The sequence below is a fragment of the Micromonospora globosa genome (genome assembly GCF_000717585.1).
GTDB classification, from domain to species: domain Bacteria; phylum Actinomycetota; class Actinomycetes; order Mycobacteriales; family Micromonosporaceae; genus Micromonospora; species Micromonospora aurantiaca.
On sequence record NZ_JNZR01000046.1, the window covers coordinates 17,457 to 32,194 of the forward strand.

General features: G+C 69.9%; 15 protein-coding genes and 1 pseudogene. 9 read left to right on the forward strand and 7 right to left on the reverse strand.

What is annotated here, in order from left to right; genetic code table 11:
• Positions 1–117: 117 nt before the first annotated feature.
• Positions 118–291, reverse strand: a complete 174-nt coding sequence (locus tag IF06_RS33740; RefSeq protein ID WP_157539094.1) for a hypothetical protein — start codon at positions 289–291, stop codon at positions 118–120.
• A 23-nt stretch (positions 292–314) separates the two neighbouring features.
• Positions 315–626 (reverse strand): hypothetical protein, encoded by a 312-nt coding sequence (locus tag IF06_RS32905; protein ID WP_051611147.1) that lies wholly within the window; start codon positions 624–626, stop codon positions 315–317.
• Between the two features lie 209 nt (positions 627–835).
• Between IF06_RS32905 and IF06_RS0129700 the strand changes: the two genes are divergently transcribed.
• The 3 genes from IF06_RS0129700 (at position 836) to IF06_RS0129710 (ending at position 2,297) form a co-directional block, all read left to right on the forward strand.
• Entirely contained in the window at positions 836–1,042 is a 207-nt protein-coding gene (locus IF06_RS0129700; protein WP_223201179.1) for a hypothetical protein, read from the forward strand.
• Between the two features lie 166 nt (positions 1,043–1,208).
• Positions 1,209–1,961, forward strand: a complete 753-nt coding sequence (locus IF06_RS0129705; RefSeq protein ID WP_262419303.1) for a rod shape-determining protein — start codon at positions 1,209–1,211, stop codon at positions 1,959–1,961.
• Between the two features lie 69 nt (positions 1,962–2,030).
• Complete coding sequence (locus tag IF06_RS0129710; protein WP_030274987.1) at positions 2,031–2,297, forward strand: hypothetical protein; 267 nt, start codon at positions 2,031–2,033, stop codon at positions 2,295–2,297.
• A gap of 73 nt (positions 2,298–2,370) precedes the next feature.
• Here IF06_RS0129710 and IF06_RS34500 read toward each other — a convergent pair whose 3' ends face one another.
• The gene (locus IF06_RS34500) at positions 2,371–2,541 is read right to left on the reverse strand and encodes a TraR/DksA family transcriptional regulator (protein ID WP_230650302.1); all 171 of its coding nucleotides are present in this window, start codon (positions 2,539–2,541) and stop codon (positions 2,371–2,373) included.
• Positions 2,542–3,035: 494 nt separating this feature from the next.
• Positions 3,036–4,322, reverse strand: a complete 1,287-nt coding sequence (locus tag IF06_RS0129720; protein ID WP_036311788.1) for an NAD(P)/FAD-dependent oxidoreductase — start codon at positions 4,320–4,322, stop codon at positions 3,036–3,038.
• Between the two features lie 368 nt (positions 4,323–4,690).
• Here IF06_RS0129720 and IF06_RS0129725 point away from each other — a divergent pair.
• Positions 4,691–4,960, forward strand: a pseudogene (locus tag IF06_RS0129725) (transposase family protein); the annotation flags it as partial.
• Positions 4,961–5,085: 125 nt separating this feature from the next.
• Here IF06_RS0129725 and IF06_RS0129730 read toward each other — a convergent pair.
• Positions 5,086–5,388, reverse strand: coding sequence for a nucleotidyltransferase family protein (locus IF06_RS0129730; RefSeq protein ID WP_082931039.1), 303 nt, complete (start codon positions 5,386–5,388; stop codon positions 5,086–5,088).
• A gap of 206 nt (positions 5,389–5,594) precedes the next feature.
• Between IF06_RS0129730 and IF06_RS0129735 the strand changes: the two genes are divergently transcribed.
• From IF06_RS0129735 to IF06_RS0129750, 4 genes are all read left to right on the forward strand, one after another.
• Complete coding sequence (locus IF06_RS0129735) at positions 5,595–6,605, forward strand: mechanosensitive ion channel family protein (protein ID WP_030274996.1); 1,011 nt, start codon at positions 5,595–5,597, stop codon at positions 6,603–6,605.
• Positions 6,606–6,698: 93 nt separating this feature from the next.
• Positions 6,699–8,069, forward strand: coding sequence for a cytochrome ubiquinol oxidase subunit I (locus tag IF06_RS0129740; RefSeq protein WP_091331579.1), 1,371 nt, complete (start codon positions 6,699–6,701; stop codon positions 8,067–8,069).
• Positions 8,066–9,085, forward strand: a complete 1,020-nt coding sequence (locus IF06_RS0129745; RefSeq protein ID WP_030275000.1) for a cytochrome d ubiquinol oxidase subunit II — start codon at positions 8,066–8,068, stop codon at positions 9,083–9,085. Before IF06_RS0129740 ends, IF06_RS0129745 begins: the two co-directional genes overlap by 4 nt.
• Entirely contained in the window at positions 9,082–9,852 is a 771-nt protein-coding gene (locus tag IF06_RS0129750) for a hypothetical protein (RefSeq protein WP_030275002.1), read from the forward strand. Before IF06_RS0129745 ends, IF06_RS0129750 begins: the two co-directional genes overlap by 4 nt.
• A 345-nt stretch (positions 9,853–10,197) precedes the next feature.
• On the opposite strand, the gene IF06_RS0129755 is transcribed toward IF06_RS0129750, so the two are convergent.
• Positions 10,198–12,675: an ATP-dependent Clp protease ATP-binding subunit gene (locus IF06_RS0129755; RefSeq protein WP_030275004.1), complete on the reverse strand. Its 2,478-nt coding sequence runs from the start codon at positions 12,673–12,675 to the stop codon at positions 10,198–10,200.
• A gap of 601 nt (positions 12,676–13,276) precedes the next feature.
• On the opposite strand from IF06_RS0129755, the gene IF06_RS0129760 reads away from it, so the two are divergent.
• Complete coding sequence (locus IF06_RS0129760) at positions 13,277–13,933, forward strand: DUF1345 domain-containing protein (protein WP_230650317.1); 657 nt, start codon at positions 13,277–13,279, stop codon at positions 13,931–13,933.
• Here IF06_RS0129760 and IF06_RS0129765 read toward each other — a convergent pair.
• Entirely contained in the window at positions 13,928–14,344 is a 417-nt protein-coding gene (locus IF06_RS0129765) for a VOC family protein (protein ID WP_051611529.1), read from the reverse strand. The genes IF06_RS0129760 and IF06_RS0129765 overlap by 6 nt on opposite strands.
• Between the last annotated feature and the right edge of the window lie 394 nt (positions 14,345–14,738).

The window sequence follows — 14,738 nt, forward strand, 5'->3', positions numbered from 1 at the left end:
CGGGCCCGGGTGATGGGGCATTTCGATGAGGTGGGTTGTCCGCGCGGTGGGCGAGTGTGAGGCGGTACGGCGGCAGGCGGTTGGCGTGCTTCGCCGCCGGGGGGTCGGTTCCGGAGATCACGGCCGTGCTGCGACCCGCCTGTGGTGCAGCAGGGCGACCTCGGTCAGCTGGGCTCCGACGTCGGTGACCAGCAGGCTGCCGGCTGCTCCCGAGCCGATCGCGGCGGCGCGCACGGTGTCGATGAACACCAGGCGGGAGGGTGCGAGGACCGTCTCGACGACGCGGCGCATCACGGTCTGGTCGTGTTCGCCGGCTAGGACCGGGCGGCAGGCCGCGACGACACCGCCGGAGGCACCGGTTCGCTGAAAAGGCGGATCAAGTGGGACAGCAGGATCACGCAGCCGTCGGCGTCGACGATACAGCCGCGCCGGATCAGAGAACCGGCGGAGGTAGACGCGTCCCCGCACGGCGCGCTGATGGTGCCGCGGTGCGCCGCCCAGACGCCGATCGAGCTGCTGCCGAGGCCAATCGCGACCGCGGTCTGCGGGGCAGAGCGACACATACCGGCAGCGCGCTGGTCGGACGAGAGGACGTTCGCGGGCACGGTTACACCGATCACTTCCATTGATACAAGCGTTTACCGAATCCCGTCGTCGCCGCTGAACAGCTCAGTGAAAGCGGTCGGATCCGGCGCAACTTCGTCGCGCTCGTTGCCGATGCCCGGCAACCGGCCCGCGGTCACTGGCTGCGGTGCGGGCCGGATGACCGAGACCTCGGTCGACCGCTTGAGTGCTGTCGTGGCCCTTCCTGTTCTGGACGGCTATGGTGGCCGACATGGATGACGGGCGCGGCTTCGGGGGCGTCGGCCGGCGAGTTGCGGTGCCGACGTTGCTCGTCTGGGCTGTGCTGGTGTTGGTCGTGTCCACCGCCCGGGACATCGGGTTGTGCATCGTCTTCCGGCTGACCCGCTGTGCGGTCCCGGGCTGTGTACCGGCGTGGTCGGCGGACCGGGCCCCGCCGACGTGGACGCTCACCGCCTGAAGCCGCCCGTTGCGCGGCGTCGGACACGACGCTGCCCCTTGGCTGGGAGCACCATGCCACCCTTCATTCATGACTTTCGCTTCTGCATGCCCATTGACCTGCCGGCGACGTCGCTTCCCTTCGTTAGCCCTCGACACCTGGTCCCCGACGTACCCGGGTGGACGACATGCTGACCGCCGGCGCCTACGCTCGTCCGGGCGTACAGTCGTGCCTTGCCCTTGACCTCGGAACGTCCACCGTCCGGCTGTGGACGCCGCAGGCTGGAACGGTGATCACTGAACCGACGGTGCTCTGCCGCCCCAGCACCGACCGGCACGTGGCCGGACGAGCCGCGCTGACCGCTCAGACCCGCGGTGTGACCGCCACGTGGCCGGTGCGCAACGGCGTGGTGCGCGACTTCTTCGCCTGCGTGCACCTGCTCCGGTTGCTGACCGCCGATCTCCGCCTACCTTCCGACACCGCCTATCCCGTACTGGTCGGTGTGCCGGCGACCGCGACCCTGCGCCAGCGCAACGTGCTTGTCGCCGCGGTCCGCCGTGCCGTCGGTGGACGGGTCAATGCAGTGGAGGAGCCACTCGCGGCTGCTCTGGCCTGCCGTCCTGACCCGGGCGGTGACGTGGTCGTGGTGGACATCGGATCCGGACGTACCGAAGTGGCACGCATCTGTGACCGCAGCATCGTCGCGGCGGAGCGTGTCGATGACGCCGGATCCGTCGACCGGATCCCGGCGATCGCCGACTGTGTGCGCCGTCTCGACCGTCCGCGGGGTGGTCAGCGGCGGCTGCTGCTCACCGGTGGTGGTGCGACCGCCGCCGGAGCCGCCGCGAGGTTGGCCGCGCTGACCGGCCGCTCCATCACGATGCCCGCCGAACCGCCGCTGGCCACGCTCACCGGCCTGCGCCGGCTACTCACGAACTGACGTGGGCCGGTCCCGCATCCGTATCCACTTCCCGGCCGCGGTTGCGGTCGTCTTCTTCCGGAGTTTGTCATGGACGTCGAATTCACACCGCTGCCGGGCATCGGAGAGTGCCACGCATTCACCACCGTCACCGGTCATCGGGTCGGCGTTGTCACCCACTACGCCGGCGGTCGACGCGAGCTGATCCACGGCGTCAGCGACGATCCCGATGCCACCTGCAGCCTGACCCTCTCGCGTAGCGAGGCGATCGCGTTGGCGGGACTGCTGGGCATCCTGGACGTCATCGACGTGGATGTCACAACCACTCGGCAGCCCCGCCATCCGGCTGCCGGGTGACGGGGCTGAGTGCTGCCATGATCAGCGGCCGCGCCGGCGACGAGGCCGGCGCGGCCGCTGCCGCGGCATTCCGTCAGCCCTTGTGTTTCTGCTGGAAGGGGACGCAGAACCGGGTATGCGGTAGCACTTCGAGCCGTTCGGCGGGGATGAGGCCGCCGCATTTCTCGCAGCGGCCGTAGCTGCCCTCGGCGATGCGTCGCAGCGCACCGGTGATCTGTTCGAGGTTGTGCCGGGTGGCCGTCACCAGTGCCGCCCGGTTGTGTGCTTCGCCGGGGTCGCCGGTGTCGGCCGAGATCTCCGTCAGTTCCTTGAGCCGGTCGTCTGGGCGGCGAAGTCCTCGCTCAGCGACGCACGGAGGCCGGCGAGCCAGCCCTGATCGGATACTTCGATGTCGACGCTCATGTACCGCTTTTTGGTCGGGAGGCCGAAAGTGCTTCGGGAAGCAAGAGGGCGGAAGCTCGAACGGCTTCGCCCTGGCGATCGGTGGGTGTCGTGAACTACCTCGCTCGCCGTGGGTCTCGACCCGACGGCTGCGGGCTGCGTTGCCCAGTCGCCGTCCTGCTCGAGGAGCAACCGTCGGAAACTGCGGCGATCGGCCGCGGGGCCGTGAGATGGACAGCTTTGAACGCCGCCAACGCAGTGACGGTGTGCGAGCGAGAGCTCGCCACCAGCATCGGACCACCTTGAATTGATCGTTCCGGACGTTCGGCAGGGGCTTCGGCAGCGCTGACGCACCCGCTAGCGCAGCGGGTCGAACGGCGCCAGCTCCGCGGGCACCTCACCCTTGAGCACCGCTTGGGCCACCAACTGTCCGGTGATCGGCCCCAGGACGATGCCCCACATGCCATGGCCACCGGCGACGAACACCCGCGGCGCGGCGGTCGCGCCGATCAACGGCAGGCCGTCAGGAGTGCACGGCCGGGAACCGACCCACTCGTCGCGACGGTCATCAAGGTTCACCCCGTTGAGCAACGGCCGCACCGCGTCGACGACGGCGGTGATGCGTCGCGGGTCCAACTCGTCGGCGGGCCGGCGGAACTCCATCATCCCGGCTACCCGCAACCGGCTGCCCAACGGAGTACAGGCGACCCGCTGCGCCGGGAAGTACAGCGGGCCGGCGGGCATCCGTTCGACAGGCACGCTGAAGCTGTAGCCGCGCCCGGCCTGCACCGGGCGACGTACGCCGAAGCGTGCCGCCAGCTCACCGAAGGCCGCTCCGGTGGCGATGACCACAGCGTCATGGCGGCGCTGCTGCCCGAATGGGCCGGTGACGCGGACGTCCGTGGTTGCCGGCTGCAGACCGGTCACCTCGCTGTTGTCGAGGATGCGGCCGCCGCGGGCCCGGACCGCATCCGCCAGCGACGGGATGAACTCGGAAGGGTTCAGGTACCGCTGCCCGAAAATCTGGACGGCGGCACCGACCCGGTCGCTCAGAACGGGCTCCATCGATCGGACCACCTGTCCGGTCACCGGGCGGAAGGTGACGTCCTGACCGGCGTCGCCCATCTGTTCCAGCTCGTCCAGCAGCCCACGGCTGTCACGCTCGCGGGCAAAGCAGGCCAGGAAGGGTTCCGCCGGCGTCGTCACGGCGCTCACACCGCCGGCCGCGAGGGCATCGAAGGCATCCAGGCAGCGCTCGTTGAGGGGGACGTAGGCGGCCATGCCCCGTCGCCACCGCCGGGCGGTGCTGTAGAACACGAACGACAGCAGGAAACGCCACAGGTCACGGTCGGCCCGCAGCGGCAGGTACACCGGGGATCGGGCGCTGAGCACCGCGCGTAGACCGTAACGCAGCACCGCAGGTTCCGGCAGTGGGGCGGTCAGCCCCGGGGTCAGCCAGCCGGCGTTGCCCCACGACGAGCCGGCGCCAGCGTGATGACGCTCGTAGACCGTCACCCGTGCGCCGGCTTCCTGCAGGAACCAGGCCGTGGACAAGCCGACCATGCCCGCTCCGATCACCGCGACGTCACACGGTGAGCCGCGCACGAACGCGGGAGTGCCTGTCACGCCGAGCTCGTCAGACATACCACTCCTCTGCTGCGCTGTGCCGTCTCGACAGCCGTTGGGTAGCTGGGCGCGCCATCCGGGCCTGCTTTCCGGCCATGATCGCCTGGTCACCGCATACCGGGCCAGGGCTGTGGCCGGTCAGCTGATGCGTCACACCTTGCCGACGCTCGGAAACCATCAGGCGACGGCAGCGCGACGGCAATCTCGCCCAGCCCGGGCCCGTTGTCGCTGACCTGGCAGGTCAGCACGTCGTGGTGCTGCCACAGACGCACCTCGCCGCCGCCCCCGCCCAGACCACGCACTCCATCAACATTGGTCGATAGCTGCGGGCCTGGTCGAACAAGCGGCCGTCACCGGCGAATCATCGGGGTTAGGAGTTCTAAAAGCTGGCCGGCCGACCGGTCATGGCAGACGGCGCCTACCGCGGCAATCCTGAGGTAATCATCCCGTACCGCAAGCCCGCTGACGGCAGTGATCTGCCCGAGTGGAAGGCGGACCTGAACAAGCAGGATCGCTCGGTCCGAGCGCAGGTCGAACACGCCCTGGCCCGCATGAAATGCTTCAAGATCCTGCGCGACTACCGCCGCGCCGCCCACACATTGGCCGACACCGCATCCGGCATCGCCCACCTCCACAACATCATCCTGGCCGGCTGATCCAGGAACCGTTGCGCGGCAACGCCATCACCGAGTTACGAGACATCCTTAGACGCACTCACATGTCGCAACGGGGCACCCTGCGATTAGCAGGTCGACTCGGGCAGCGGGCTTCGAGCGCCGGGTCACATCACGACGCGGACACCAGGCCAGCGTTCGGTGGGGCGGTGGCGGGCGAGTCGCCGCCGGGAGATCTCCGCGCTGGCCCTGGCCGGGTTGCGCCGCCACACCCCATCGAGCAGATCGTCGGGGCCGTGGGGCGCGCATACCGTGATCTGGTCATGCGCGTCGAGGCGTACGGCCACGGCGGTGGCGTACTCGGGCCAGGTGGCAATGGCATCGGCGACGGTCCGCAACGGCGCCACCGGACCTCCGCCGAACTTGGCCGGGTACCAGGTGTGCACCGCGGCCTGGTTTTTGCCTCCCACGGCGGATTCGGCTAGCGCGGATGATCACGGGCGACCTCCTCGCCACCCGAGCCCCGGGCGGCGGCGCCGCGTGCCGCGGCCGCCGGGGGACTTCGGCCGGTCGCGATGTACGCCCGGCGATCGGCCGTCTCGTGACACGCTGCCGTGGGGACGACCCGGACGGGAGCGGAAGTAATGACCATCGGTATCGCGGTGAACGGCAGCTGATGGGCCGAGCGGTGATCATGCTGGCCGCGGTGGCGGCGGCCGTGCTGGTGGACGTGCTCAGCGGCGTACTCGTCAACCGGATCGCCCATGGTCGCTACAAATGGCTGCTGGCGCCGCTGCGCCAGGCCTGCCGCCGCCCGACGACCGCCGTTCTGCTACTCGCTGGCCTCTACGCCGCGCTGCCGGGAGGGCCGGGCCGGTGGCTGCGCGAGGGCCGGCACGCCATCCTGTTGCTGCTGATCGGCAGCGTCGCCTTGCTGGTGGTCAGGGCGCTGCACGTCGCCGAGATCGTGGCGTTCAGCCGGCTGCCGGCCGGGGTGATGGCCGACCGTCGGATCCGCCGCACCCGCACCCAGATCCGGCCGGTGCGACGGTTGACCTCGACGGCGGTCACGATCGTCGCGATCGGTCTGATCATGACCACCTTCGAGCCGATACGCCTGTTCGGCATCTCGGTGCTCACCTCGGCCGGTGTGATCGGCGCCGTGATCGGCCTGTCCGCCCGGACCGCGCTGGGCAACGCCTTCGCCGGCATCCAGGTCGCCTTCGCGGACGGCCTCTACATCGGTGACGTGCTCGTCATCGACGGCGAGTGGGGTCGCGTCGAGGAGGTGAAACTGACTAACGTGGTGATCCGGCTCTGGGACGACCGCCGGCTCATCCTGCCCACGACCTACTTCACCGAGCGCCCGTTCCAGAACTGGACGCGACACGAGACCCGGGTGGTCGGCAAGGTCCAGATCCACGTCGACCACACCGCCAACCTGGACGACCTGCGCGTCGAGGCGCAGCGCCTGATCGAGGCGTCGCCGCTGTGGGACCGGCATCAGTGGGTGCTTCAGATGGTCGATGCCAACCCGCAGACCGTCGTCATCCAGATCCAGGCGTCCGCCGCCGACGGGCCGAGCGCCTGGGACCTCCGCTGCGACCTGCGCGAGGCGATGGTTCGCTACCTGCGGGAGAAGCACCCGCAGTGGCTGCCCCGCACCCGCAGCGAGTACAAGCCCTGATTCCGCGCCCGGGATGCGGCATTCGCGTTGCCGACCAGCAGCCGGGCCGTTAGACCACCATAGGGCTGACACGCAACGAAGGTGGGGAACCCGATGCTGGTTGACCTGCTCGCCCAGGACGCCGCCCCGGGAGACCTCATGGCGGCGCGGGTGCAGATGGCCCTGTCCCTGGGCTGGCACATCGTGATCGCCTCGTTCGGCGTCGGCATGCCGGCGGTCACCGTCTTCGCCGAGTGGCGCGGTCTGCGCACCGGGGACCCGACCTTCACCCGGCTGGCGCACCGCTGGGCCAAGGCGATGGGCGTGCTGTTCGCGGTCGGCGCGGTGTCGGGGACCATCCTGTCGTTCGAGATGGGGCTGCTCTGGCCCGGCCTGATGGGCCGCTTCGGCGACGTGATCGGCCTGCCGTTCGCGATGGAGGGCATCGCGTTCTTCGTCGAGGCCATCTTCGTCGGGATCTACCTGTACGCCTGGGACCGGGTGCCACCCCGGGTGCACCTGCTCTCCGGACTGCCGGTCTGTGTCGCGGGCGTGGCGTCCGCGTTCTTCGTGGTGTCGGCAAACGCCTGGATGAACCAGCCCCGCGGCTTCGACCTGGTCTCCGGCGAGGTCACCGACGTCAGGCCGTGGCAGGCGATGTTCAACCCGGCGACGCCGCCGCAGACCCTGCACATGATCGTCGCGGCGTTCATGGTGACCGGCTTCGGCATCGCCAGCGTCTACGCGGTGGCCCTGCTGCGCGGCCGCCGGGACCGCTACCACCGGCTCGGCTTCGCCATCCCGTTCACCGTCGCTGCAGTGCTCTCCCCGGTGCAGGTCGTGGTCGGCGACTGGGCGGCGCACTTCGTCGCGGAGTACCAGCCCACCAAGCTCGCCGCGATGGAGGGGCTGGCCCGCACCGAGGCCGGCGCGCCGCTCTCGCTCGGCGGCGTCTACGTCGACGGGGAACTGCGGTACGCAGTCGAGGTGCCCAACGCCCTGTCGCTGCTGGCCAGGTGGGATCCGGACGCCGTGGTCATGGGCCTGGACCAGGTGCCCGACGATCAGGAGCCACCGGTGACGGTGGTCAAGTGGGCGTTCCAGCTGATGGTGGCCATCGGCTTCGGGCTGGTAGCGCTTTCCGCCTGGTGGGCGCTTGCGTGGTGGCGGCGTCGGGGTCCGCCGCGCTCGCCGTGGTTCCTGCGGGCCGCCGCCCTGTCCGGGGTCGCCGCCGCCGTCGCGGTCGAGGCCGGCTGGGTCGTCACCGAGGTCGGGCGGCAACCCTGGATCGTGTACGGCGTGCTGCGCACCGCCGAGGCGGTAAATCCGGCGCCGGGCCTGGCCACCGGCCTGGCCCTGGTCGCCGCCGTCTACGCGGTGCTCACCGTCGCCACCGTCGCGGTTCTGTGGCGGATGGCCTGCCACCGCGACGAGCCGGTCGCTCCGCAGGAGGGCGTACCCGAACCGGTGGACAGCGGCCGATGACCGTCGTCGACGTCCTGCTCGGGGTGCTGCTGGCCGGTCTGACGCTCTACACCCTGCTCGCCGGCGCGGACTTCGGCGCCGGGATCTGGGACCTCCTCGCCGGCGGGGCGCGCCGCGGCGCAGCCCGCCGGGAACTGATCGCGCACTCGATCGGCCCGGTGTGGGAGGCCAACCACGTCTGGCTGATCCTGGTGATCACCCTGTTCTGGACCACCTTTCCGCCCGCGTTCGCCGCGTTCGCCTCCACCCTTTACATCCCGCTGACCCTGGCCGCCCTGGGCATCATCGGTCGTGGCGCGGCCTTCGCCTTCCGCAAGGCCAGTCACACCCTCACCGAGCAACGCCTCTACGGCGCCACCTTCGCGCTCTCCTCGGTGGCCACCCCGTTCTTCCTCGGCTCGATCGTCGGCGCAGTCGCCTCCGGTCGCGTCCCACCCGGCATCGCCGAGGGTGACATCTGGCGCAGCTGGCTCAATCCCACCTCCATCTACGGCGGACTGCTCGCGATCGGCGTGTGCGCGTACCTCGCCGCGGTCTACCTCATCCACGACGCGCGCCGCGCCGGTGCCGCCGACCTGGTGGCCCAGTTCCGCCGCCGCGCCCTGGTCACCGGCATAGTGGTGGGCGTCGGCGCGGCGGCCGGGCTGGCCGTCGTCGCCGCCGACGCGCCGGACCTTTTCGCCGATCTTCGGGGCCGGGCGCTCGCGTTGGTGCTGCTCTCGTTCGCCGCGGGGCTCGGGTCGCTGGTGCTGATCGCCACCGGCCGCTACCGGGCGGTGCGGGTGACCGCGGCCCTCGCGGTCGCGGCCGTCCTCTGGGCCTGGGGCGCCGCCCAGTACCCAGACCTGCTGCCGCCCGACCTGACCGTCACCGAGGCGGCCGGTGATCCCACCGTGCTCGCCACGGTGCTCGCCGTCCTCGCGGTCGGAGCGCTGCTGCTGGCGCCCTCCCTGCTCTGGCTGTTCGGCATCTTCCAGCGCTCCAAGCCGGCCGCCGGCAACCCACCGCCCCGGTGACGCTCACCCGGGCGGGCAGCCTGTGGGCGGCGCTGGCGGCGGCGGTGGCGCTGGGAGCCCTGCACCTTCTCGCGCCGGCCATCCGCCGGAGACTGCCGGTGCCCACCCACGCGGCGACGTCCCTCGGTGGCGGCATCGCCGCCGCGTACGTGTTCCTCTACCTGCTGCCGCGCCTCGCGGAGGGCAACCAGGCGGTGGCCCACGTCCTGGAGGAGGAGATCAGGCCCACCCCGGCCCGCGGATTCGTGCTGTTCCTCGTCGCGCTGGTCGGCTTCTTCACGTTCTACGCCCTGGAACGTGTCACCCACCGCTCGCAGCAGCGCCGGCAAGAGCCCACCCGGCTGGTCTTCGGGTTCCAGCTCGGCTTCTTCGCCCTGTACAGCGGCCTGATCACGTACACCCTGGCGACTAAGCTGGACGCGGGGCTCGGGCCGGCGGTGCTGTTCGCCGTCGCCATGGGGCTGCACGTGCTGGCCACCGACGGCGTCCTGGCCGAGCACTTCCCGGTCAGCCTCACCACCGGGTGGCGCCTCGTCCTGGTCGCCGGCGCCGCTGGCGGCTGGGTGACCGCGGTCGCCGTCCAGCCCACCGGCGTGCTGATGAACGTGCTCACCGCCTTCCTGGGTGGCGGGATCCTGCTCAACATTTTCGTCGACGAACTGGCCCCCGAAAGGCACTCCAGCTTCACCTGGTTCACCATCGGCCTGGCCGCCTACTCCGGCCTGCTCGCCTTCGCGACCTTCACCACCGACGTCGGCGCTGCCTGAGGACGATCACCGGCCGCCTCCAGACGGCCAGCCGGTGATGGCGGCCGGTTGTCAGCGACTGACCGTCACGTCGACCGGTCCGGCGCTCACGGTGCCGTCATTCAGTGGGGTGCAGCGGATGCCGCCCGTGCGGCGCAGCGCCTTCTACGCATTGGGGGCCGATGGCGACGTCCTTCAGGCACAGGGGGTTGGCCGGGCGGTTGTCCCGCAGGCTGACCGGCCTGCGCCGGCGTCGTCGTCAAGCCCTCCCAGCACGGCCGCGGTTTGGATGATCTGCTGCAACAACTCGCCGGGGTGGAGCCCCCGGGACACACCGCGACGGCTCGCCGAGCTGCTCGTCGGGTGTCACGTGCCAGCCGGTACGGCGGCGGGCCGGACCGAGAGGTCGAGCTCGCCGCCGACGACATTGACATCGATGGTGTCGCCCGGATTCGCCCCGTCCTCGAGCAGCAGGGTCGACAGCCGGTCTTCCAACTCGCGCTGGATGCTGCGCCGCAGTGGCCGCGCCCCGTACTCGGGCTGGTAGCCCCGGTTGGCCAGCCACTGCGTGGCGTCCGGGCTGATCTCGAGGTTGATGTTCTGTGCGTGCAACCGACGGCGGGTGCGGTCCAGCAGCAGGCCGGTGATCTCAAGGAGCTGGTCCCGGTCCAGGCCGGTGAAGACGATGATCTCGTCGATCCGGTTGAGGAATTCCGGCCGGAACCGCTGCCCCAGCAGCCCCATCAGTTCCTCGCGCTGGTCGTTGACCGGACGCCCTGCCGCCTGCGCGGCCAGAATGCGGTCCGCGCCGATGTTGCTCGTCATGATCAGGATGGTGTTGCTGAAATCGACCGTGCGACCCTGCGCGTCGGTGAGGCGACCGTCGTCGAGCACCTGCAGCAGCGCGTTGAACACATCCGCATGCGCCTTCTCCACCTCGTCGAAGAGCAGCACCGAGTATGGCCGGCGCCGGACCGCCTCGGTGAGCTGACCGGCCTCCTCGTACCCGACGTAGCCCGGGGGCGCTCCGACCAGCCGGCTGACCGTGTGCTGCTCCTGGAACTCGCTCATGTCGAAGCGGATCATGCTGGACTCGTCGCCGAAGAGCGCCGCGGCGAGGGCTCTGGCCAGTTCAGTCTTGCCGACGCCGGTGGGTCCGAGGAAGAGGAACGACCCGTCGGGTCGCTGGGGGTCACTCAGCCCGGAACGCGATCGGCGTACGGCGGCCGCCACAGCCCGTACGGCCTCGTGCTGGCCGACCACGCGCTCGTGCAGTTGCTCCTCGATGCGCCTCAGCCTCTGCTTCTCCACCTCCGTGAGCTGGGTGACGGGAACACCGGTACGGCGGCTGACCACCTCGGCGATGTCGCTCATATGCACCTCGGGCACCGGAGGCGTGCCCTCCTGCGCCGCCGCCAGATCCCGCTCTGCCGCACCGATCTCGGCTTTCAGCGCACCCGCGCGTTGATAATCCTCGTTCGCCACCGCGCTGTCCTTCTCCCGGCGCAGCTGGGACAGCCGCCTTTCGATCTCCTTCTTGTCCGGAGCGGGTGTGCGGGAACGAAGCCGGACCCGGGCCCCCGCCTGGTCGAGCAGGTCGATGGCCTTGTCCGGCAGAAACCGGTCGGTGATGTAGCGGTGGGACAGTTCAGCCGCGGCGTCCAGCGCTTCGTCCGTGTAGCGCACCTGATGGTGCGCCTCGTACCGGTCACGTATGCCCTTGAGGATCGCGACGGTGTCCTCCACGCTCGGCTCCGACACCAGGATCGGCTGGAACCGGCGCTCCAGCGCAGGATCCTTCTCGATGTAGCGACGGTACTCGTTCAGTGTCGTCGCACCGACCACGTGCAGTTCGCCGCGGGCCAGGGCGGGCTTGAGCATGTTGCCGGCATCCATCGCCCCCTCGCCACCGCCGCCCGCGCCGACAACGGTGTGCAGTTCGTCGATGAAGAGGATCAGCCCGTCCTCGCCCGACGTCACCTCCTGGATCACGTTCTTCAGGCGCTCTTCGAACTCACCGCGGTACTTGGTGCCCGCCACCATCCCGGACAGGTCGAGTGCGACCACACGCCGGTTGGCCAGGGTTTCGGGCACCTCGTCGTTGACGATGCGCTGCGCGATGCCCTCGACGATCGCCGTCTTGCCGACGCCCGGCTCGCCGGTGAGCACCGGATTGTTCTTCGTACGCCGGGAGAGCACTTCGATCGTGTCGTCGATCTCGTCATCACGGCCGACGACCGGATCGAGCCGACCGGCCCGGGCGTCCTCGGTGAGGTCCCGCCCGTACTGGTCAAGGGTGGGGGTGCTGCTGGCTCCGCGCCCGTCGGCACCGCCCGCCGGCGGCGTGGGCCCGGTGACGGCCCCACCGAGCGCCCGCAACGCCCGGCCCGCGGTCGTCTCCGGGTTCGCGGCGATGCCGAGCAGGAGGTGTTCGGGGCCGATGTACGTCGCGCCGGACCGTCGCGACTCGCGGTGCGCGTCGAGCAGGGCGCGCTTCGCCGCCGGCGCGAGCGGAGGCGTGTCCTCGCGTGGCCTGCCCTTGGGGACGGCCGACTCTATCTGGCGGGCCAGGTCGTCGGGGTCGGCGCCGCTCGCGCCGAGCATCCGGCGGGTGGGGTCGGCCTGGGCTGCGGCCCACAGCAGGTGCTCGACATTGAGGTACGGGCTGCCCCACTCCGTAGCCTGCTCGGCTGCCCGTTGCAGCAGTTGCCGCGACTCGGTGGAGAGCAGCCGGGACAGGTCGACCCGCTCCACCGGACGTCCCGCGAACGGGTCTCCGCCGAAGAACCGACTGATCAAGTCGTCCAAGGAGCCGCCAGGGATGCGGAACGCGTCGAGCGACATCTCATACCCTTTCTGCCGGTGGGGTGGGTCCTCGGCACAGGCCCACCTGAACGCTACGCACCTTTCGCCCACAGAGTTGGCCTTTATGGGTTTCTGGGGAGGCCAGGGTTTGTACTCGCTGCGGGTGCAGGGCAGCCACTGAGGGTGGTTGTCGCGGAGGTCGCACCGGAGCGTCCCAGGCGCTGGGCCCCGTCGGCGCCTGCGGCCTGCCCACCATCGGATCGGCGCCTTGACCGGCAGGCCGGGAGGCGCGGGACCCCGGTACCCGCGGACCCTGCGGTCTGCCCTCACGAGCGCTGCGTTGTTACCGGTGGACTTGACCCAGGCGTCCGGCAGGCGTCCGAGTTTGGCCATCGGCGGGGGACCGAATTGCGCTCAGTGTTCCGACAGCACCACGCTCTCCGCCGTCTTGCGCCCCAGACATCTCCGCCGAGTTCGGGCGGCGAAGGCGTGATCGAAAGGCGGCGGTGTACTTGCGGTCGCGGATGAGGAACCCTCCCCGCAGCACACCGGCCACCCCGCCCCACCCTCGATGCGGCCCGATCCGGTGATGGCTCCGGGTTTCCGCTGGCCGGCCCGGTTGATCCGGAACGCTGAACGGGTGGAGCAGCGATCGGGACGTGCGCCGGGACGCCTGCTGTCCGTCAGGCGTGCGCTGTGGTCGTTGGCCGCCGGTGTCGTCGCCGGCACGGCCACCGCGCTCGTCGGGGCGCCGGAGCTGACGCCGCTGGTGGTCTGGACGATCGCGGCGGGCACGATCCTCGTTTGGGTGTGGCGGGCCTGCTGGTCGGCGAGCCCGAAGCGTACCGAGCAGCTTGCCGAGGCGGAGCAGCACTCCCGTTCCACCGACTCGGCGATCCTGATCGCGTCCGTTGCCAGTCTCGCCGCCGTGGCCGAGGCGCTCGTGCGCGCCTCGAACCAGCATGACGCAGTGGCAGTCACGCTGGTGATCCTCAGCGTCATCGCGGTGGTCCTGGCGTGGGCGCTGGTGAACACGGTCTTCGCGTTGAAGTACGCCCGGCTGTGCTACCGCGACGACGGCGGTGGCATCGACTTCAAGCGGGAAGATCCACCGGCGTACGCCGACTTCGCGTACATCGCCTTCACGGTCGGCATGTCCTATGCCCCGGGCGAGAACGAACCGACGAGTAACCACATGCGCCGGATCGCGCTCGGGCACGCACTGCTCTCGTACACCTTCGGAACCGGCATCCTGGCCGTCGCCGTCAACCTGGTCACCAACCTTGGTCAGTCATGACCCACCCCGCAGCACATGAAAGAACTTCCAGGCATACCCGTATGGGTCCTCGACCTCGACGTACCGCTCGCCCCACGCAGCATCCAGTGGGCCAGCCCCGATCACGCAGCCCGCGATGCGGCAACTCCGGGCCATCTCATCAACGTCTTCTACCTCGATGCCGATGACCATGCCCAGACCGCGCGGCCCTGCCAACGTCTGACGCTCCCGCGCACTGTCGGGAAACGGCATGCCCACTAACGCATCGACCAGCAGCTGCAATGGACCCCGGCGCAGGATAGCCATCAGCACCTTGCCATCCCGACCCGGCACGGTTCCGACCGGTACGAAACCGAAGCCTTCGTAAAACGACGCAGCCGCGCCCACGTCCTCGACCCGCAACCCGACCCGCACCGGAGGCTCACCACTCACAGTAGCGACCCTACCGAACGCCCCGACCGCGCGGAATCCAACCTGACCTTTCAAGATCTGTAACGGCACCTCTCTGCATCAAGGCGTTGGCAACAGAGGTCTCCGTGTCACGGATCATGGTGCGGCAGACGACGTCCGCGAGGCGGCGTTTCAGGCAGCGCGTCGCTTTGTGGGTTTGCCAGCGCCCGTTCAACCACCCCGCAAGGCGGGAGTGGGTGGCACCTCGAAGCTCAGCCACGATCACGGCGGAACACAGGCGGGTAACGGGCGTTGAGCGTCATCGAAAAGCACCAAGGCTAGTACTCCAGCCGGGGATGTTGACCTTGGCTGAGCTGGGGCTTGGTGTGGTGTGTGAACGGGTGCAGCCACCGTCGATCATGGGCGGTTGTGTGGA

Excerpts from the sequence above, each read along its gene's own strand:
- IF06_RS33740 (WP_157539094.1), bottom strand. The coding sequence starts at position 291 with ATGCGCCGCGTCGTCGAGACGGTCCTCGCACCCTCCCGCCTGGTGTTC.
- IF06_RS32905 (WP_051611147.1), bottom strand. The coding sequence starts at position 626 with ATGGAAGTGATCGGTGTAACCGTGCCCGCGAACGTCCTCTCGTCCGAC.
- IF06_RS0129700 (WP_223201179.1), top strand. The coding sequence starts at position 836 with ATGGATGACGGGCGCGGCTTCGGGGGCGTCGGCCGGCGAGTTGCGGTG.
- IF06_RS0129705 (WP_262419303.1), top strand. The coding sequence starts at position 1,209 with ATGCTGACCGCCGGCGCCTACGCTCGTCCGGGCGTACAGTCGTGCCTT.
- IF06_RS0129710 (WP_030274987.1), top strand. The coding sequence starts at position 2,031 with ATGGACGTCGAATTCACACCGCTGCCGGGCATCGGAGAGTGCCACGCA.
- IF06_RS0129720 (WP_036311788.1), bottom strand. The coding sequence starts at position 4,322 with ATGTCTGACGAGCTCGGCGTGACAGGCACTCCCGCGTTCGTGCGCGGC.
- IF06_RS0129735 (WP_030274996.1), top strand. The coding sequence starts at position 5,595 with ATGGGCCGAGCGGTGATCATGCTGGCCGCGGTGGCGGCGGCCGTGCTG.
- IF06_RS0129740 (WP_091331579.1), top strand. The coding sequence starts at position 6,699 with ATGCTGGTTGACCTGCTCGCCCAGGACGCCGCCCCGGGAGACCTCATG.
- IF06_RS0129745 (WP_030275000.1), top strand. The coding sequence starts at position 8,066 with ATGACCGTCGTCGACGTCCTGCTCGGGGTGCTGCTGGCCGGTCTGACG.
- IF06_RS0129755 (WP_030275004.1), bottom strand. The coding sequence starts at position 12,675 with ATGTCGCTCGACGCGTTCCGCATCCCTGGCGGCTCCTTGGACGACTTG.